The organism is Larkinella rosea (assembly GCF_003858635.1).
Classification (GTDB): Bacteria; Bacteroidota; Bacteroidia; order Cytophagales; family Spirosomataceae; genus Larkinella; species Larkinella rosea.
Window position 1 is genome coordinate 1,057,518 of the sequence record NZ_RQJO01000009.1, and the last position, 19,686, is coordinate 1,077,203.

A 19,686-nucleotide genomic window follows, 5' to 3' on the forward strand; every position below is an offset into this window, starting at 1 on the left:
GAAGAGCTTGGTACTGGGAAACGAAATGTCCAGAAACGGACGGATCCTTGTCCAGTCGTGGACAGCGGTTTTCGAGATAAGTACACGGTTGAATCACAACGGAAGATAGAAAGGAGTAGAATGAACATTTGGGAATCAATGCCCCATTGTCGGCGTTACTATTTTGATACGGAGACGATATTTCGTTATTTGCGCAGGTCGTTTTCTGCCGTTTATGCAGACTGTTTTCCGGCAACTTTCCAATGATTAAACCAGAAAAGAAACTGTTTTTGCTGGATGCGCTGGCGTTGATTTACCGCGCCCATTTTGCCTTTAGCAAAGCCCCCCGCATCACCTCCCGGGGCCTGAATACCAGCTGTGTCTTCGGCTTTACGAACGCCCTGCTGGAAATTCTTCAGAAAGAAAAACCGACCCACATCGGCGTTGCGTTCGATAGCAGCAAGAAGACGTTCCGGCACGAGGCTTTTGTGGAATACAAGGCCAACCGCCAGGCCATGCCCGAGGACATTGCCATTGCGATTCCGTACGTGAAAAAACTGGTGGAAGCCATGAATATTCCGATCCTGATTCTGGATGGCTACGAAGCGGACGACATCATTGGAACGATGGCAAAACGGGCGTCGAAGGCTGGTTTTGAGGTGTTTATGATGACGCCGGATAAAGATTACGGCCAGCTGGTTGAAGAGCATATTTATATTTATCGCCCGGCATTTATGGGCAAAGGAGCCGAGAAACTGGGTGTGAAAGAAGTGCTCGAACGCTGGCAGATCCAGGATATTAGCCAGGTGACGGACATGCTGGGGTTGATGGGTGATTCGGTCGATAACATTCCGGGGATTCCGGGCGTCGGCGAAAAAACCGCTCAGAAACTGATTGCCGAATTTGGAACCGTCGAAAACCTGATTGCCAACGCCGGTCAGTTAAAGGGCAAATTAAAGGAAAATGTCGTGCAGTTCGCCCAGCAGGGCATGTTGTCGAAACAATTGGCCACGATTCACCTCGACGTACCGCTCGATTTCAATGAAGAGGCTTTGATCCATTCTGAACCGGATAAGCCCCGTTTGTCGGCATTGCTGGACGAACTGGAGTTCCGGCAATTGCGGAAACGACTCCTGGGCGAAGAAGATTCCGAACCGAGTCCGTTTCCGGTGCAGGCTCCCAAACCGGCCGCGAAAGGACAGATGGGTTTATTTGACGAAGCCGTGCTGGCTCCGGCTGCCCAACCTTCGTCCAGAAAACCGGGTGTTGGCGAGGTGATAACGGCTTTTGAAAATGGCGCCCGTCCAGCGGTTTTGCAAAACACGGACGATATGCAGTCCGACTGGACGGAAACCGAAACCGTTGAACGGGTGCAGGAACCCCGGCGCACGATATACTCGGTGGTGCACGATTACCGGCTGGTCGATACGCCCGCATTGCGGAAAAGTCTGGTACATTACCTGAATCAGCAGCAAACACTTTGTTTCGACTCGGAAACGACTTCGACCGATCCGGTGGAAGCCGATCTGGTGGGGTTGTCGTTCGCGTATCGCAAAGGCGAAGCGTTCTATGTTCCGGTGCCGTCCGACCGGGAAGGGGCGCAGGCAATTGTGGAGGAGTTTCGGGCCGTATTTGAGAATCCGGAGATAACCAAAATCGGACAGAACCTGAAATACGACATGCTGATGCTGAAGAAATACGGCATCGAAGTACAGGGCAAACTGTTCGATACGATGGTGGCGCATTACCTCATTGAGCCGGAACAGCGGCACAACATGGACATCATGGCGATGACGCACCTGAATTACGAACCGGTTTCCATCGAAACACTGATTGGGAAAAAAGGCCCGAAACAGCTGTCGATGCGCGATGTCGAGATTCAGAAAGTGGTTGAGTACGCGGGCGAGGACGCTGACATTACACTGCAATTGAAAGATACCTTTTTGCCTTTGCTGGAGAAAAACCAGTTGACCAAACTGTTTTATGAAGTCGAAATGCCGCTGGTTCGGGTGTTGGGCGACATGGAACTGGGCGGGGTCAAAGTCGATATGAACGCGCTGGCGGAGCTTTCGGCCACACTGGAAACCGACATCCGACAGGTGCAGGGCGAAATTTATGAACTGGCGGGCGGTCCGTTCAATGTGGGATCGCCGAAGCAGTTGGGTGAAGTGCTGTTTGAAAAGCTAAAGCTTGATAGTAAAGCTAAAAAGACCAAAACCGGTCAATACGCAACGGGTGAGGAGATTCTGACCGATCTGGAAGCCGATCACGAAATTGCCCGGAAAATTCTGGATTATCGTGAACTGGTCAAACTGAAAAACACCTACGTCGATGCGCTTCCGCTCATGATGAGTAAACACGACGGCCGGATTCATACCTCATTCAATCAGGCAGTGGCCGCCACCGGGCGGTTGAGTTCGACGAATCCGAACCTGCAAAATATTCCGATCCGAACCCCGCGCGGTCGCGAAATTCGCAAAGCGTTTGTGCCACACAGCGACGATTTTCTGATCATGTCGGCGGATTATTCGCAGATCGAATTGCGGATTATGGCGGCTTTCAGCGGTGACCAGACGATGCTGGATGCATTTAATAATGGGATTGATATTCACACGCAAACCGCTAGCAAAGTCTTTAAAGTGGGATTGGATGAGGTCGATTCCGACATGCGCCGGAAGGCCAAAATGGTCAATTTTGGGATCATTTACGGCATTTCGGCCTTTGGATTATCGCGTCGGTTGCGGATTCCGCGCCGGGAAGCCGCCGAAATCATTCAGGAATATTTTGCGGGGTTTCCGGCTATCAAAGACTACATGGATGGGGCCATCAACAAGGCTCGTGAATGTGAATACGCCGAAACCATTTTGGGTCGACGCCGTTATTTGCGCGACATCAATTCGCGGAACATGACCGACCGGAGTTTTGCCGAGCGCAACGCCATTAATGCGCCGATTCAGGGTTCGGCCGCCGATATGATCAAAATTGCCATGATCAACATCGACGAGTTCATCCGAAAAAACCGCCTGAAATCACGCATGATCCTGACGGTGCACGATGAACTGGTGTTCGATGCCCACAAAGATGAATTGGACCTGTTGAAGGAGAATGTTGCTGACCTGATGAAAAATGCAATTCCGCTGCCGGTGAAGATGGAAACCGGGATTGGGATTGGCGAAAACTGGCTGGTGGCGCATTGACGGTATACGGTTTTCTGTGGCTGACGCGTTCTTTTGCTTGCGTCAGCCACAGAAACGTCGGCCCGGCGAAAACCATAAACCGAAAACGGTAGCCTTGTTTTTTTGTTAGTATAGAATCACTAATCCCTCATACCATGAAAAATATCCTTGTCCCGACTGATTTTACCGGCACATCTAACCTGGCCCTTGCCTGGGCGAAATTTCTGGCCAAACAATATATTCATGATGGACTGGAAACGACGTTAGTGCTCACCCACGTTACGCAGCCCTTCATTCCCGACACAACACTGCCAACGGGAGAAATGGGGGCAGGTATTATGGCGGCTCAGGAACTGGAGGACGTTGGCGATCTGAATTTACAGGAGCTGGCCGAACAACTGCAGAAAGAAGGGTTCCAGACCCGGATCGAAACCCGTTTCGGTTCCATTGATGATGAAATTGTGGAAGTAGCCGACGAGGTAAAACCGGACCTGATTGTGATGGGACGCAGCCATATCGATACATTTTTCGACTGGCTGGCGGGAAGCTCAGCGGCTGATGTCGCCATGACGGCACATTGCCCGGTTTTGGTGGTTCCCACGCTCGATCATGGGAGAAGTCACCCGGTTCGGTTAAATACGATTGCCTATGCTACCCAACTGGAATTCGATGAAAACCACATTCTGCGTCCGGTGGTGCAACTGGCCCAGGCGTTTCAGTCGACGCTGCGGCTGGTCAATATCAAGGCGCAGAGTCAACCGGATGTGAATGACGACCGGCCGTATATCGGGCAGATTGAATCGGAATTTGGCCGGGAGCGGTTTGTGGAAGATATCGTCAACGCCGACAATGTGATGGAAGGTTTGACGAAATACGTCGCGTCCCATCAGGTTGATTTGCTGGTGATGGCCACTCGCAAACGGGATTTTCTGAGTCGATTGCTGAACCCCAGTCTGACCAAACGCATGGTCCTGAATTCAAACGTGCCGGTGTTGGTGTATCACGCCGAAGAGAATTACTGACGTACCCACGGACTTCGGTCCGTGAAATCTCACGAATCGGGACTAACTTACTTATTTCGGACCCCACGGACTGAAGCCGGTGGGTACGTAATCAAATGGGCAAACGCCGGTATAAACATTCTGAAAAAAAAGTGGGTGCTTCGCCGGGTTCCCTGATTTATGTTGGGCAGGAAATTGACCACAAAACCAATATTCGCCGGATTGAATACAATGAAGCGAATTATACGGTTGAAACCGTCAAACGGCTGGCTACCTGTAGTAAACCGGTTGAGACGTCACCGCTGATTTCGTGGCTGGATATTGATGGCATTCACGAACCGGCTGTTGTTGAACGCATCGGGCAGCAATATCATTTGCATCCGCTGCTGCTCGAAGACGTGATGAATTCGCAGCAAAAACCCAAAGTGGAAGAATACGACGGGGCGTACTTATTCGCTACAATGAAAATGCTGCATTTCAACGTAAAAACGCAGGAGCTGGAAAGCGAACACCTGAGTTTTGTGATGGGGAAAAATTACCTGATTTCGTTTCAGGAAGAACGCAAATCGGATATATTCCAGCCGGTTCTCGACCGCATTCAGGCCTCGGCCGGCAAAACCCGTCGCAACGGCCCCGATTACCTGCTCTATGCGTTGATGGATTTAGTGGTCGACCATTATTTTGTGGTGCTGGACAACATCGGCGAAAAGCTCGAAATTCTGGAAAACAGCATCATCGAGCAGGTCGCCGGTCAGCAAACGCTGACGCGGATGTACACCCTGAAGCGGGAATTGACGCTGATGCGCAAACTGGTCTGGCCGGTCCGGGAAATGATTAACCGCATGGTGCTGGAAGAGAGTGACTTGATCAAACCAGCCACCATGCCCTTCCTCCGTGATCTCTACGACCACGTGGTTCAGGTGCTCGACAGCATTGATTCGTACCGGGAATTAGCCACGAGTTTGCTCGATGTCTATCTCTCAACGCTCAGCAACCGCATGAACTCGGTGATGAAAACACTGACGATTTTTTCCGCTATTTTTATGCCGTTAACGTTCATCGTCGGCGTCTACGGAATGAATTTCGACAATATGCCGGAACTGCACACCCGAAACGGGTACTTTGTCGTTTTGGGTGTGATGGCGGTTTCGACGGTTTTAATGGTTATTTATTTCCGCCGGAGACGGTGGTTTTAGTTTTATAGTTTTCGGTTTCCAGTTTACGGTATTCGCCGGGCCGACGCTTCGCCGGGCCGACGCTTCGGTGGCTGACACGTTCTGTTCGTGCGTCAGCCACCGTAAAACGGAAAACCGTAAACCGAATACCGAATTTTTATGACAATCCAGGAATTTGATATCAATACGTCCGACGTATATCCGCTGACCGACAGCCGCCAGGTGCTGGCACCGACGCGGAACGGTTCGGCAGAACCGGTTTTTTTTGCCATTCAGGGGGAACACCACGACGGACACCAGTTTATTCCGGAATTATACGCTAAAAATGTTCGGCGGTTTGTGGTCGAAACGGCAGCCCTAACGCCCGAACTTCGACACGAGCTGGCGCAGATGCCCGACGCCCACATCTGGGAAGTCGGCAGTAGTTTAAAGACCCTGCAGGAATTAGCCGCCCGGCACCGCAGCCAGTTTGACATCCCGGTAGTGGGAATCACCGGCAGCAACGGTAAAACCATCGTGAAAGAATGGCTGGCGCAAGTGCTTACGCCCGACTTTCTGATTCAGAAAAGCCCGAAAAGTTATAATTCCCAACTGGGGGTTCCACTGTCGGTCTGGCCGCTCAACGAAGAGCATACGCTGGGGATTTTTGAAGCCGGTATTTCAAAACCGGATGAAATGCAGGCCCTTCAAGCCATTATTCAACCGACGATCGGCATATTTACCAACCTTGGTTCGGCTCACGACGAAGGATTTCGGAGCCACAAACAGAAAGTAGCCGAGAAACTCCGGTTATTCCGAAAAGCCGGTACGCTGATTTACCGGAAATCATACGCAGCAATTGACGAGGAAATTCACCTGTTGCTGAAAGCGGTTAACCCGACGATTCGGCTGATTGGCTGGTCGACCGATCCGACCGCAGGGATGCCGGTTTTGTTCACAAACCAGACCAACGGCACGCAAATCAACTTGCAGTGGGAGGGAAACGACTGTACGGTTTGGGTGCCGTTTTCCGATCCGGCGTCGCTCGAAAACGCCACGCATGTATTGCTAACATCGCTGGTGTTGGGCACCACGAGTCCGGCGGTTTTGCAGGAGCGGTTTGCGCGTTTGCGGCCCGTTTCGATGCGGCTTGAACTGAAAGAAGGCATTCACCGCAATCTGCTGATCGATGATACGTACAACAATGACCTTGCAGGTTTATCCATTGCGCTTAATTTTTTGAATCAGCAGGATGTTGCACGGGAAAAAGTTCTGGTTTTATCGGATTTGCTGGAAACCGGAATGAAACCGGATGAGCTTTATCCGGCGATTGCGCGGATGTTGGAGGAAAAAGACGTCAGCCAATTGGTGGGCGTTGGTCCGGAACTCAATCGTTACCAGGCGGTTTTTACCATTCCCGCCCGATTTTATTCGACGACAGCAGAACTGTTGCATTCGGGATACCTGAATAACGTGACCGATTCGGTCATATTGGTAAAAGGCGCCCGGCGGTTTTCGTTCGAAACGGTGGTGAACCGGTGTGTCCAGAAATCCCACCGGACGGTGTTGGAAATCAACCTCGATGCCCTGACGCATAATCTGAATTTTTACCGGAGCAAAGTGGGTCCCAAAACCAAAATTATGGTGATGGTGAAGGCGTTTGCCTACGGGAGCGGGAGCGCCGAAGTGGCCAGTCTGCTGCAATTTCACCGCGTCGATTACCTGGCGGTAGCCTACGCCGATGAAGGGGTTGCGCTTCGTCAGAACGGAATCAAACTGCCCATCATGGTCATGAATCCGGCACCGCAATCGTTCCGGCAATTGATTGACTACCAGCTCGAACCGGAAATCTATAGTTTCGGAATTCTGGATGAGTGGATGCGGTTTTTGCAGACGGAGCCTGATCAGAATGCGAACAGTGAAGCCGTTATTTCCAGGCCGCCGATTCACATCAAGCTCGATACCGGCATGCGTCGGCTGGGATTTTTGCCCGACGAAATGGGCCGGCTGGGCGAGTTACTGACATCAAATCCGAATCTGCGGGTTGCGACGGTTTTCAGTCACCTGGCCGGTTCCGACGAAGCGGAACACACGCCGTTCTCGCAGGAACAACACCGTCAATTTGTCGAAGGAGCCGCCCAACTGGAAGAAGCACTGGGGTATCGACCGTTACGGCATTTACTGAATTCGGCCGGAATCGTTCGTTTACCTGAGTACAAACTGGATATGGTTCGGCTCGGAATCGGCCTGTACGGCGTGGAGGTCAGCCGACTGGAACCACAACAGGTTCAGGCCGTTGGAACGTTAAAAACCGTGATCAGTCAGATTAAAGCGCTCAAATCGGGTGAAACCGTTGGCTACAGCCGCCGGGGTGTGTTGGACCACGACGCGCGCATTGCGACCCTGGCAATTGGATACGCCGACGGCTACGACCGCCGGTTGGGCAACGGCGTCGGCCGGGTTTGGGTCAACGGCGTGGTATGTCCTACTGTAGGCAGCATCTGCATGGACATGACCATGATTGATATTACGAATGCGCAGGCCGAAGAAGGCGACGAAGTCATTTTGTTTGGTCAGCCCATTACATTAACCGACCTGGCGGATCGGATTGGCACTATTCCGTACGAAATTCTGACCGGCGTCAGTGAGCGGGTCAAACGGGTGTTCTACCACGAATAACACTAAAAAAGCCCGCCAGCCGGAATCCGACTGACGGGCCTCATCTGTCCCCACAAACCGCTCTCACAGGGTTCTTCACAGTTGGCAAACGAACTATGGCTTGACAACTTTTCTTTTAGATTAGAGAAGTTAGACAAGAGAATAGAGACTAACTTAAAAACCGTTGTTAATTGTCTTTACTCTCTTGTCTCACCTCCTTACTCTTCAAAAATTTATTTCGGCAACTTGGCTCTGGCTGCTTCCAGCGCCTGTTTTTTCGTTTCTAAGTCTTTTAATGAACTGGCCAGATCGTTCTTGTTGGTTTCCGTATCGCGGGTCAACTGTTCGAGCTCCCGGCCATTTTCGTCCATTTTCTTGACGAGGTTATCTTTCTCTTTTTTATTTCGCTCAAGGTCGCGGACCAGTTTTTCGCTTTGCTTCGTTAGCTTATCCTGTTTTTTTTGCGCTTCGTTGAACGTATCGTCCGCGAGTTTGATATCGTAATTGAGTCGGGTCCGTTCCGCAAAGTCTTTCAATAATGTTTCGACCTGCGTATACATCGCGTCACCGGGTTTGGCATAATCGGCATTCCCTTTATCGACTGCGACAAAAATAGTTGCCTTATTTTTATCCGTACTTACTTTACTCGCCACATTCAGTGGTTCGTTCGAGAGCGCGGGAATATTGGCAGCCGGGACCTTGTAGACACCACTGCGGCCCGTGGTTAACTTACCGTAGGATTTCAACTGCGTCTCCCATTCTTTTTCGACAAACTTTCCGTCAATCGGCAGATTCAGCGTGAGTCCCATCAGTGAAATCTGGTCAACTTTCTCCGTTGCAGAAGTCACAGTTTGGGCCAGAACGGGTTGGGCAACAAAAGCAAACCCGATCAAACCCCAGCAAATCAATACGTGTAAGAACGATTTAAACACTTGCGTTTTCATTGTAGTAACGATGGATGAATTGGTTTTCGTGTAATTAAAATGCGTTTCTTGTTGTCAAGCAGTGTGGTTGCAAACAAATACAAGTCGCCCCCGGAAGCTAAACTAAGCTTTTTCCGCAGAGTCTCAGCGGATTCCGGAAAATTTCGGACACTGAGATTCGCCTTCTTTTCCGGACAAAAAAAATGAATTTCTTTTCGATCCGGTTTGCAGCTTCCCAGCATCTCGAATGACCTTCCCGGAAAATCCGGTAACCACTCCTCACTGGTGTACAAATGGCTGTTGGGCGCTATTTTGTGCAATCCCAACTGCTCGGCCACACTCCGAAAGGCGCCTGCTTTCAATATAGACGCATTGGGTTCGTATAAGTAACGCAGGGGATCGCTGAATGGAACATGAGCGGTTTTTTCCTCATTTCGACGGTAGAAAAACGCTTCATCGCGGCCCGACGAACGAAGATTGACGGCAGTGACTTCAATTGTCGGTTCGCTTTGCGCCCGCAACACAAACAGAACTTCCTTGCATTCATTATCGACCGAAACCACATGAACCGCAACCACGTCCGGCACTTGCTGGATCACCGTTTCAATATCGATCATCGGGGAGGTCTTGACCAAAACCGAAACCGACTTCTTCCGAAAACCGCTCCGGTCGTTCGACTGGTACCAATCCAGAACATTAGGTTCGCAATCTTCCAGCCGGACCACCTTGCCACCCTGTTGATCGCGACGGGCCGGATCGAGGTAAATCCAGTCGGCTTGTCCTGAAAAACCGCTTAAAAACTGGTGGGCGTCGGTGGATGGATAAAAATCAATATTCTTACCACCCAGTTTGGGTAGATTATAAGCCGCCAGTTCGGCCAGTTGGGTTTGTTGTTCCACGTAAATCACCCGATCAGCTGTGTTGGAAAAAGCCAGTGAATCGACCCCCATGCCACCGGTCAAATCGATCAACAGAGAAACCGGTTCTGGATTTTTGGCAACAATTGACGCTTTATAAGCCGCTGTCCGCTCCGACGACGCCTGTTCGACCGAGAGTGCCGCAGGAAACACCAGTTCCGCGTTGGCATACCAGCCCGGAAGTTTGGTACGCGCTTTCTGACGTGCAATCAGTTGGGCTGCGACGACCTTCAAACGCAGGTCATTGGACTCTGAATGACGCAGTAGTAAGGCATGCGGATCATCCTGCAAATGGTCCTGAATAAAAACTCGTTCTCGATTGCTCAAAAATATCATTAAAAGAAGAAAAAATTGTAATTTCAAAAAGATTAAAGAATGATTAAAGAATGATTAAAAACTGATTAAAATTTTATTGCCAATTTTGTAGTTATCAAACAATTCTTAGCGATTTTTGAAGAATCAAATTCCGTTTTCAGTTTTCATTCAAATTGAATATAAGTATGAAAATCTTTAGTCCTCTAAAGACCTTATCAAATTATTCGTTTTCAACGTTTCGATCCGATCTGCCAGCTGGATTATCGGTTTTTCTGGTGGCCTTGCCGTTGTGTTTAGGGATTGCGCTGGCGTCGGGTGCGCCCTTATTTTCGGGTTTGGTAGCCGGAATGATCGGCGGTTTGGTCATTGGCTTGCTGTCTGGTTCGGAAGTTAGCGTTAGCGGCCCCGCTGCGGGTCTGGCAGTTATCGTGGCCGATAGTATTTCCAATCTGGGTGAATTTAACGTTTTCCTGACGGCGGTTGTCCTTGCCGGGATCATACAATTGGGATTGGGCTTTCTGAAAGCGGGGAAATTTAGCGGTTATTTTCCGGACAGCGTCATCCGGGGCTTACTCGTGGCAATTGGGCTGGTGATCATCCTGAAACAGATTCCGCACGCGCTGGGGCGGGACAATGATTTTGAAGGTGAGTTTGAATTTAGCCAACTGGCCGACGGGGAAAACACCATTTCCGAAATTTATCGGGCTATTGTCACCGCCAGCACCGGCGCCGTGATTATCAGTATCGCATCGTTTCTGCTGCTGTTTATCTGGGGGAAAGCGGCCAAGAAAGGCATCGGTTTTTTTAAAAATTTTCCCGGTGCGCTGGCGGTCGTGATTTTGGGCATTGGGTTGAACGAACTGTTTAAAAACTTCATGCCCGCGTGGTACATGGGTACGTCGGCCCATCAGCACATGGTGCAAATTCCCAAAATAGAAGCCGGAAAAAGCATCTTTTCTATTTTCTATTTCCCGGATTTTACGGCTCTGACCAATCCGAAGGTCTACATCACGGGAATTACCATTGCGATTGTTGCGAGTCTGGAAACCCTGCTGAATCTGGAAGCCGCCGATAAACTGGATGTGCAAAAACGGGTTTCGTCACCGGATCAGGAAATGGTCGCCCAGGGGCTGGGTAATCTGATTTCGGGTCTGATCGGCGGTTTGCCCGTGACGTCCGTGATTGTCCGGACATCTGCCAACGTTTACGGGGGAGGAAAAACCCGGGTTTCGAGCATCGTTCACGGTCTGTTTTTGACCATTGCGGTTTTCCTGGGTGCGCCCTTGCTCAATCTGATTCCATTGGCCTGTCTGGCGGCCTTGCTGATTACTGTTGGCTACAAATTAGCGAATCCGGAGGTTTTCAAGAAGACCTTCCGGGAAGGCATCAATCAGTTTATTCCATTCGTTGTTACCGTCATCGGAATTGTGTTTACGGATTTGCTGATCGGGATTGGCATTGGCCTGGTGGTGGGCATTGTGTTTGTGCTTTACACGAACTTCCAGGCAACGTTCCGGGTGGTTCGGGATGGCAACAAGGTGTTGATCAAATTACAGAAAGACCTGTATTTTTTAATCAAACCGCAATTGAAGCAAGCCCTGCGCGATCTGCAGCCCGGTGACCAGGTCCTGGTCGACGGGACCCATGCCCCTTTTATCGACCACGATATCTACAATATTTTGCTGGATTTTGAGGAAACGGCCAAAACCCAACACATTAAGTACGAATTGAAAAACATTTCTACCCATAAACGCAGCTTACGGACACATGCACGCACACGAGAAGTTACTATTAGCGAATAAGGCGTGGGCTTTGGACAAACTGGAACTCGATGAGTTCTATTTTGAAAACCTGGCTGCCGACCAAAAACCGCAGTTTTTGTGGATTGGCTGCTCCGATAGCCGGGTGTCGGCCGAAGAAATTACGGGCACGATGCCCGGTGAAATGTTTGTTCACCGGAACATTGCCAATCAGGTCATTTCGTCGGATCTGAATCTGCTCAGCGTGCTGCAATATGCCGTTGAAGTGTTGAAAGTCCGGCACGTGATTGTGTGCGGGCATTACGAATGCGGGGGTGTCAAAGCCGCCCTGCTCGGAAAACGGTACGGTCTGATTGACAACTGGTTGCAGAATATCCACATCGTAAAGGAAAAGTATTACGAAGAACTGAACAGCCTTTCGGACGAACATACCCGGTTTAACCGGCTGGTCGAATTGAGCACCCGCGAACAGGTGTATAATCTGGCACACACGGCGATTATTCAGGATGCCTGGAATCGGAAACAGGATGTCTGGCTCCACGGCTGGGTGTTCGATCTGCACAAGGGTCGATTGAAGGAAATCGTTAATTTATCACCCTCCGATGCCGCCGACGTGCAATTTGTCCGAAAATTAGATACCGAGGACAGTCTGGCTAATGCATTGACGACCGACATTCGGTTGTTAAAATAAGTTTTGAATGTAAACCGGTTCGCCGGAGTAAGGATGCGGTTAAACAGGATAGCGGTCACTGGAGTGGCTATTGCGTTCCTATTTGCCATTTATCCTCGCTCCGGCGGCTTGATTCTAAGATGCCGCTTCGCATTACCAAAACCAAAACCGCTGCCATCGGCTCGGAACTTACGGGATTGGGCCGTACCTTTGCCGCATGAAATCCGCGCTGGCGCTTTTGTTGGGGGTACTGATGCTGGCTGGCAGTCTCTTTCCGCAGACTGACGTGGAGGAGGTCTACAAACTGCCCGGATTACTGAGTCACTACCAATTACACCGGCAAACCGCCGGAGACGATTTCGATTTCTGGCAATTCCTCCAGCTTCACTACAGTTCGACCTCGGAGCACGCTAAAACGCCCCATAAAGGCGTAAAACTCCCCATGTACAACCACCTGTCGACGGGTTTCGTCTTTGTATTGAACGAACCGCAATGGCGACCCATTGAACTTCCGGTTTTTGTACCCATTCGCTCCGACCGGTTTTTCTACCAGAATCTGTATTCCTTCCAGGCGTCAATCGCCCTGTTTCAACCTCCCCGTTTAGGATAACTTCTTCTTGATTGATTGAGCGGCTGAATCCGTGTCACTGACACGGAGTTGGTTCGCTGTCTAGTATTTATCAACGAGTTATCTATTTTATGCTGCAAAAAATCATTGAGTTCAGCATCCGCCGGAAGTTGATGGTGGCGCTGGGCGTGGTGGCATTGATTGCCTGGGGAACGTATGCGCTCCGCCAACTGCCCATCGACGCCATTCCCGATGTAACCAATAATCAGGTTCAGGTTATCACCCAGGTGCCGTCGCTGGCGGCCCAGGAAACCGAACAATTCATTACGTTTCCGCTCGAAACCACCTTGCGCAATGTGCCGGGCGTAACCGAAATCCGGTCAATTTCCCGATTCGGCCTGTCGGTGATCACGGTGGTTTTTGAGGAATCGACCCCAACGTTTCTGGCTCGTCAGTTAGTGGCCGAACAACTGAAAACCGCTGAAGCCGGACTTACCGCCGGGGTGCCTCAACTAGCGCCGGTTACCACCGGTTTGGGCGAAATTTATCAATACGTCATCCGGCCCAAAGAAGGTTTTGAAAACCGCTACACCGCCACTGACCTGCGTACGGTTCAGGACTGGATCATCAAGCGCCAACTCGCCGGTGTTCCGGGCGTGGCAGACGTCAGCAGCCTGGGCGGTTATTTGAAAGAATACGAGGTTCGCATCGATCCTGAACGGCTGCGGGGCATGAATACGACCTTGACCGAAGTGGTCGATGCCTTAACGGCCAACAACGCCAACGCAGGCGGTAGTTACATCGAAAAAGGCCCGGAAGCCTACTTTATTCGGGGCGAAGGCATGGTCAAAACGCCGGAAGAAATCAGCCAGATTGTGGTCAAAAACGTGGGACCAACGCCCATTCTGGTGCGTGATGTGGCCCGGATCGGCATCGGTCATGCCGTGCGCTACGGGGCCATGACACGCAACGGCCGGGGCGAAGTCGTGGGCGGTATTGTCCTGATGCTGAAAGGCGCTTCGTCCGAAAAAACGATCGAAGGTGTCAAAATACGGATTGCCGAAATCCAGAAAAGTTTACCGCCGGGTTTGCTGATCGAACCATTTCTGGATCGGAAAGTGCTGATCGACAAGGCTATCCATACGGTCAGTAAAAATTTGCTGGAAGGGGGCCTGATTGTCATGGGGGTGCTGCTGCTCTTGTTGGGCAACTGGCGCGCGGGCCTGGTGGTGGCGTCGGTCATTCCGCTTTGCATGCTGTTTGCACTGGGAATGATGCACGTCTTCGGGGTTTCGGCCAATCTGATGAGCCTCGGCGCCATTGATTTTGGTTTGCTGGTCGACGGCGCGGTTATTATTGTCGAGAGTATGATTTTCCAGATTGTTCACACGCAGGCATCCCGATCGCAATCGATGGATGAAATTGCGCTGGATTCAGCCCGTCGCCTGATGCGCTCGGCGCTGTTTGGCCAATTGATCATCCTGATTGTGTACGTGCCGATTCTGTCGCTGACTGGCATTGAAGGGAAGATGTTTCGACCGATGGCGTTAACGGTAGGCTTCGCCATTATCGGGGCCATGCTGCTGTGCGTCACCTATGTACCGGCAATGGCCGCAACGCTGCTGCGGAAAGACATTCGGGAAGAAGGAACGCTGGCCGATCGGATTCTAAAAACACTCTACCGGTTTTATAAACCCCTGCTGGAGAAGGCGCTGCGCTGGCGAAAAACCGTATTGGGCATTTCGGCACTGCTGCTGGTCGGGGCGGTTTTGGTATTTGACTCGATGGGCGGGGAATTTATTCCGAATCTGGACGAAGGCGATATTGCCATCAGCCTGACGCTTAAACCCGGTTCGTCACTCACGCAGACTGTCGAAACCACCCGTCGCATGGAAACCATTCTGAAAAACGGTTTTCCGGAGGTGAAAGGAGTCATTTCCAAAATTGGAACCGCCGAAATTCCCACCGACCCCATGCCGATCGAAGCCGCCGATGTGATGGTGTTGCTCAAAGAACCCCACGAGTGGACGACGGCTAACACCAAAGCAGAACTTATTCATAAAATGGAGTTGGCGTTGAGCGTATTGCCGGGATTAAATCTGGAGTTTACGCAACCCATTCAATTGCGATTCAATGAGTTAATGACGGGAGTCAAATCGGATATCGCCATTAAGATTTACGGGGAAGACCTTGGGGTTTTGTACGCCAAAGCAAATCAGGCCGCGGCAAAAGTGAAGACGATTCCGGGTGTGGCGGATTTGAAAGTGGAGCAGATCAGCGGCTTACCGCAAATGCTGGTTTCGTATAACCGGGCCCGGCTGGCACAGTACGGCGTTTCGGTGGCCGGTCTGAACCGCATTCTGAAAACCGCCTTTGCCGGTGAAACCGCCGGGGTGGTGTTTGAAGGGGAAAAGCAGTTCGATCTTGTCGTGCGGCTTGACAGCGCTTACCGCCAGGATATCGCGAACATCCGTCAGCTCTATGTCGATTTGCCAAACGGGCAACAGGTGCCACTGGATCAATTGGCCTCCATCCAATACCAAAACGCCCCGATGCAGATTTCCCGCGACAACGCCCGACGGCGCATTACGATTGGAGTGAATGTCCGGGGCCGCGACGTGGAAAGCCTGGTTGGCGAAATGAAAACCGTGCTGGAAAAAGACGTGCCACTGCCGCCCGGTTACAGTTATACGTACGGTGGACAATTCGAAAATCTGGTGAAAGCCAAACAGCGGCTGGGTGTTGCCGTGCCTTTAGCGCTGGTTATGATCGGGTTACTCCTGTTTTTTACGTTCGGTTCGGTGGGGCAGGCCCTGATGATTTTCTCGGCAATTCCCCTTTCCGCGATTGGTGGTGTGTTGGCGTTATGGGTGCGGGGAATGCCATTCAGTATTTCGGCCGGGGTTGGTTTCATTGCGCTTTTCGGCATTGCCGTGCTGAACGGCATCGTTCTCATCAGCTACTTTAACCAGCTCGAAGCCGAGGGAATGACCGATGTGCCCCAGCGCGTCCGGCAGGGAACGGCAGTCCGGTTTCGGCCCGTGGTGATGACGGCAGCCGTGGCCTCGCTGGGTTTTCTACCGATGGCAATTTCGACCTCTTCCGGAGCCGAAGTGCAAAAACCGCTGGCTACCGTCGTCATTGGTGGGCTGGTGTCGGCCACGTTGTTAACGCTCGTTATCCTGCCCGTGCTTTACAGTCTGGTTGCGGACCGAAAGCAGCACAAAGCAAACCGCCCGAAAAAAACCGGAACTCCAATGGTTTTGCCCGTGCTGCTGATTCTCAGTCTGACCGGAGTAGCAATGGCGCAGCCGCAGCCTTCACCCCTGACCGTCGATCAGGCCATTGGGCGGGCCTTGCGGAACAACGGGGCCTTGCAGGCAACGGCCCTGGACATTCAGATTGCCGGTCAACTGACAAAAGCAGCCTGGGATATTCCCCGCACAACGGTGGATTACCAGCGGGGACAAATCCAGTCGTATCCGGTCGATTTCAGTTTGTCGGTGGTGCAATCACTGGCGATGCCAACGGTTTATAATGCTCAGAAACGACTTGGTCAGGCGCAGGTACGGGTTGCGGAACAGCAGCTGGCGGTGAGCCGCGTCGAACTTGTTCGGCAGGTTCGGCTGGCGTTCTATCAACTCCGGATCGATTACGAGCGGGTGAAATTGCTTCGGGCGCAGGATACGCTTTACCGACGCGCTGCCCGGGCGGCTGTGGTTCGCTACCGAACCGGCGAAACCAACCGGCTCGAACAGGTGACGTCCGAAACGCGCCAGCGGGATATTCAGAACCGGCTGGCGATGCTGCAAACAGAGATCAGCATCGGTCGCCAGCAACTGGCGGTTTTGCTCCAGGCAAGCGAGCCGGTTGATATCGACACGACCGGAACATTAAAAGCCGGAATTGGAAATGCTCCAACGGACCTGAATGCCAATCCTGCGCTGGCTTTTCAGCGACAACAGGTCGAACAGAGCCGTCGGCAGACGGAATTGGAAAAACAGCGGTTCTGGCCGGATCTGCGCGTGGGCTACCTGTCGCAATCCATTGAACGTAAGTCGGGTTTCGGGATTTATCAGGTCGGCGTTTCGCTCCCGCTTTTTCTAAAACCGCTGCGTGGACGGCTGGAAGCAGCCCGGCTTCAGAATCAGCAGGCTGCCCTGCAATTGTCCTACCAGCAACACCGGCTGCGGGGAGAATTGGCCATTCGGGAACAGCAATACCGCCAATCCGTTAACAACCTGTCCTACTACGAAACCTCGGCTTTGCCGCAGGCCCAACTGATTCTGAAAACCGCGGAACAAAGCTACCTGGCTGGCGATATTGAATACCTTGAATTTGTGCAGAGCACCACGCAGGCCTGGCAGATTCGGGAACACTATTTGAACGCGGTGGCGCAGTACAATCAATCGTTCATTGAACAGGAAGCTCTCGCGGGCTATGTTCCTGTAATCCCCTGATAATCCACTATGAATCCATTGAAAATAATCCTGATTTCGATAACAATCGGGCTGAGTGGCTTGCTTTCCTGCTCATCACCCGAAACCGCTGACCAGAAACCGGTCGTCTCCTCATCTCGCCAGACCACGACCGCCGTCACAATCAGCGAAGCGCAATTCCGGGAAACCGGTATCCAGCTGGGTCCGCCGGATACGCTCATTCTCGGCGAAACCATTCAGGCCACAGGTAAACTGGAAGCCCCGCCCGACCACTGGGCAACGGTGAGCGCACCCATGGGCGGTTTTGTCCGGTCGGCGCGTTTGGTGGAAGGTGATTTTGTTCGGAAAAAACAGGCATTGGCCGTTCTCGAACATCCTGATTACATCAAGCTTCAGCAGGAATACCTGCAGGCCATTGCCCGGAGCCGTTTTGAAAAACAGGAACTGGACCGGCAAACCGAACTGGATCGGGCAGAGGTGGGAGCCCGCCGGAAACTCCAGCAATCGACGGCGGAATACGAAACGACAAAAGCACTGCTGGCGTCGCTGGAAGCCCAACTGGCCCAATTGCATATTCCGCTGGAAAACCTGCGGAGCGGAACCATCAGCCGGACCATTCCGCTGCTGGCACCGATCAGTGGCTACGTCGATAAAGTGAATCTGCGGCTTGGGCAGTATGTCGGAACGACGGATGCGCTGGTCGAAATTGTGAATAAAGATCATCTTTATCTGGAATTACGGGTTTTCGAAAACGACATCCGACACATTCATGAAGGGCAAAGCGTTCGTTTTACCACTTCGCAGCAACAAACCGTTGAGATGCTGGCGAAGGTCTACCGTGTTGGGCAAGCCTTTGATGCCCAGACCAAAACCGTATTGGTACACGCCAATTTATTGCCAAATCAGTCTGGCCGGTTATTTGCGGGATCGTATATTCGCGCGACCATTCTGGCCGATCCCCGGCAAGTAACGGCTTTACCCGACGACGCCTTGCTCAGGGAAGGAAAGCGCACGTTTGTTTACGTGCGCCAATCGGATAGCCCGGCGGGTACACACCGATTCCAGCTGATCGAGGTCAAATCCGGGATTAGCCAAAACAATCGCACTGAAGTGACGTTACCACCCACAGTGAAACCCGGGTCGATTGTCCGGCAGGGAGCCTATTTCATCAGTGCCGAACGGGCGAAAATGGCGGGTTAAGTCAATGTCTTGTTACACAAAACGAATGGAAGAACCGATAAAACCACATCAGGCCGAACGGGGACAGAAATCAACGCTGGTTGGTATTGTGATCAACATTGGGCTGGTGCTGATCAAGGGAGCCGCGGGTTGGCTGGGCAATTCCTACGCCCTGATTGCCGACGCAATGGAATCCGCCACCGACATTGTTACCTCGATTTTTGTCTGGGTGGGACTCCGGACGGCGGCCAAAGCGCCCGATCAAAATCACCCGTTTGGGCACGGAAAGGCCGAACCGCTGGCCGCCATTGTTGTGGCGATGGCGCTGGTTGGGGCGGCTATTTTGATTGCGGTGCAAAGCATTCAAAATATTCAGCAACCCCATAAAACGCCGGCGGCTTATACGCTGGTGGTGCTGGCGGGCGTCGTGGTCGTGAAGGAAATCCTGTTCCGGCGCATTGCGCAGGTGGGCACCGAAACGGAAAGCAGCGCCGTGAAAGCCGATGCCTGGCACCACCGCAGCGACGCCATCACCTCATTGACGGCTTTTGTGGGCATCAGCATTGCCCTGATTGGCGGGCCGGGTTACGAAAGCGCCGACGATTGGGCGGCTTTGCTGGCGTCGGCCTTCATTATTTACAACGCCTACCACATTTTCCGGCCGTCATTCGGCGAAATCATGGATGAAACGCCCCCCGGCGACTGGCAAAAAGAGCTGGAGACGATTGCTATGGGAGTAGACGGCGTCAAAGGAATTGACAAATACCGGGTTCGCAAAACCGGGTTTGAATATTTCATCGATTTGCATGTAACCGTATCGGGCGACATTCCGGTTCGGAAAGGACATGACATTGCCCACAAAGTGAAAGCGGCCATTCTGGCCGAAAAACCGGCGGTTTATGATGTGTTGATTCATATTGAGCCGGAGTGAAATAAAAAATTTCAAA

General features: G+C 51.9%; 12 protein-coding genes. 10 read left to right on the top strand and 2 right to left on the bottom strand.

Annotation, left to right across the window (positions count from 1 at the left end; all coding sequences use genetic code 11):
* Positions 1–242 precede the first annotated feature (242 nt).
* The 4 genes from polA (at position 243) to EHT25_RS20180 (ending at position 7,989) form a co-directional block, all read left to right on the top strand.
* Positions 243–3,176 (top strand): DNA polymerase I, encoded by a 2,934-nt coding sequence (polA, locus tag EHT25_RS20165; RefSeq protein ID WP_124876920.1) that lies wholly within the window; start codon positions 243–245, stop codon positions 3,174–3,176.
* A gap of 134 nt (positions 3,177–3,310) precedes the next feature.
* Positions 3,311–4,177, top strand: coding sequence for a universal stress protein (locus tag EHT25_RS20170; RefSeq protein WP_124876921.1), 867 nt, complete (start codon positions 3,311–3,313; stop codon positions 4,175–4,177).
* Positions 4,178–4,272: 95 nt separating this feature from the next.
* Positions 4,273–5,352 (top strand): magnesium/cobalt transporter CorA, encoded by a 1,080-nt coding sequence (gene corA, locus EHT25_RS20175; RefSeq protein WP_124876922.1) that lies wholly within the window; start codon positions 4,273–4,275, stop codon positions 5,350–5,352.
* Between the two features lie 138 nt (positions 5,353–5,490).
* Positions 5,491–7,989 carry a bifunctional UDP-N-acetylmuramoyl-tripeptide:D-alanyl-D-alanine ligase/alanine racemase gene (locus tag EHT25_RS20180; RefSeq protein ID WP_124876923.1) on the top strand — a complete coding sequence of 833 codons (2,499 nt, stop codon included), beginning with the start codon at positions 5,491–5,493 and terminating at the stop codon, positions 7,987–7,989.
* Between the two features lie 212 nt (positions 7,990–8,201).
* Here the strand turns inward: EHT25_RS20180 and EHT25_RS20185 are convergent, their stop codons facing one another.
* Entirely contained in the window at positions 8,202–8,912 is a 711-nt protein-coding gene (locus EHT25_RS20185; protein ID WP_124876924.1) for a hypothetical protein, read from the bottom strand.
* On the bottom strand, positions 8,909–10,144 hold the full coding sequence (locus EHT25_RS20190; protein ID WP_124876925.1) for a THUMP-like domain-containing protein: 1,236 nt from the start codon (positions 10,142–10,144) through the stop codon (positions 8,909–8,911). Before EHT25_RS20190 ends, EHT25_RS20185 begins: the two co-directional genes overlap by 4 nt.
* 164 nt (positions 10,145–10,308) lie before the next feature.
* On the opposite strand from EHT25_RS20190, the gene EHT25_RS20195 reads away from it, so the two are divergent.
* The 6 genes from EHT25_RS20195 (at position 10,309) to EHT25_RS20220 (ending at position 19,670) form a co-directional block, all read left to right on the top strand.
* Positions 10,309–11,925, top strand: coding sequence for a SulP family inorganic anion transporter (locus EHT25_RS20195; protein ID WP_124876926.1), 1,617 nt, complete (start codon positions 10,309–10,311; stop codon positions 11,923–11,925).
* Positions 11,891–12,574 (top strand): carbonic anhydrase, encoded by a 684-nt coding sequence (locus EHT25_RS20200; RefSeq protein ID WP_124876927.1) that lies wholly within the window; start codon positions 11,891–11,893, stop codon positions 12,572–12,574. The genes EHT25_RS20195 and EHT25_RS20200 overlap by 35 nt, the downstream gene beginning before the upstream one ends.
* Positions 12,575–12,770: 196 nt before the next feature.
* The gene (locus tag EHT25_RS20205; protein WP_124876928.1) at positions 12,771–13,163 is read left to right on the top strand and encodes a hypothetical protein; all 393 of its coding nucleotides are present in this window, start codon (positions 12,771–12,773) and stop codon (positions 13,161–13,163) included.
* An 89-nt stretch (positions 13,164–13,252) separates the two neighbouring features.
* Positions 13,253–17,581 carry a CusA/CzcA family heavy metal efflux RND transporter gene (locus EHT25_RS20210; RefSeq protein ID WP_124876929.1) on the top strand — a complete coding sequence of 1,443 codons (4,329 nt, stop codon included), beginning with the start codon at positions 13,253–13,255 and terminating at the stop codon, positions 17,579–17,581.
* A gap of 9 nt (positions 17,582–17,590) precedes the next feature.
* Positions 17,591–18,760: an efflux RND transporter periplasmic adaptor subunit gene (locus EHT25_RS20215; protein ID WP_124876930.1), complete on the top strand. Its 1,170-nt coding sequence runs from the start codon at positions 17,591–17,593 to the stop codon at positions 18,758–18,760.
* Between the two features lie 25 nt (positions 18,761–18,785).
* A complete protein-coding gene (locus EHT25_RS20220; RefSeq protein ID WP_124876931.1) occupies positions 18,786–19,670 on the top strand; it encodes a cation diffusion facilitator family transporter in 885 nt (294 codons plus the stop codon).
* The last annotated feature ends 16 nt before the right edge of the window (positions 19,671–19,686 follow it).

Bases quoted from the DNA above. Each gene is read 5' to 3' on its own strand.
- polA (WP_124876920.1), top strand. From the start codon at position 243: ATGATTAAACCAGAAAAGAAACTGTTTTTGCTGGATGCGCTGGCGTTG.
- EHT25_RS20170 (WP_124876921.1), top strand. From the start codon at position 3,311: ATGAAAAATATCCTTGTCCCGACTGATTTTACCGGCACATCTAACCTG.
- corA (WP_124876922.1), top strand. From the start codon at position 4,273: ATGGGCAAACGCCGGTATAAACATTCTGAAAAAAAAGTGGGTGCTTCG.
- EHT25_RS20180 (WP_124876923.1), top strand. From the start codon at position 5,491: ATGACAATCCAGGAATTTGATATCAATACGTCCGACGTATATCCGCTG.
- EHT25_RS20185 (WP_124876924.1), bottom strand. From the start codon at position 8,912: ATGAAAACGCAAGTGTTTAAATCGTTCTTACACGTATTGATTTGCTGG.
- EHT25_RS20190 (WP_124876925.1), bottom strand. From the start codon at position 10,144: ATGATATTTTTGAGCAATCGAGAACGAGTTTTTATTCAGGACCATTTG.
- EHT25_RS20195 (WP_124876926.1), top strand. From the start codon at position 10,309: ATGAAAATCTTTAGTCCTCTAAAGACCTTATCAAATTATTCGTTTTCA.
- EHT25_RS20200 (WP_124876927.1), top strand. From the start codon at position 11,891: ATGCACGCACACGAGAAGTTACTATTAGCGAATAAGGCGTGGGCTTTG.
- EHT25_RS20205 (WP_124876928.1), top strand. From the start codon at position 12,771: ATGAAATCCGCGCTGGCGCTTTTGTTGGGGGTACTGATGCTGGCTGGC.
- EHT25_RS20210 (WP_124876929.1), top strand. From the start codon at position 13,253: ATGCTGCAAAAAATCATTGAGTTCAGCATCCGCCGGAAGTTGATGGTG.
- EHT25_RS20215 (WP_124876930.1), top strand. From the start codon at position 17,591: ATGAATCCATTGAAAATAATCCTGATTTCGATAACAATCGGGCTGAGT.
- EHT25_RS20220 (WP_124876931.1), top strand. From the start codon at position 18,786: ATGGAAGAACCGATAAAACCACATCAGGCCGAACGGGGACAGAAATCA.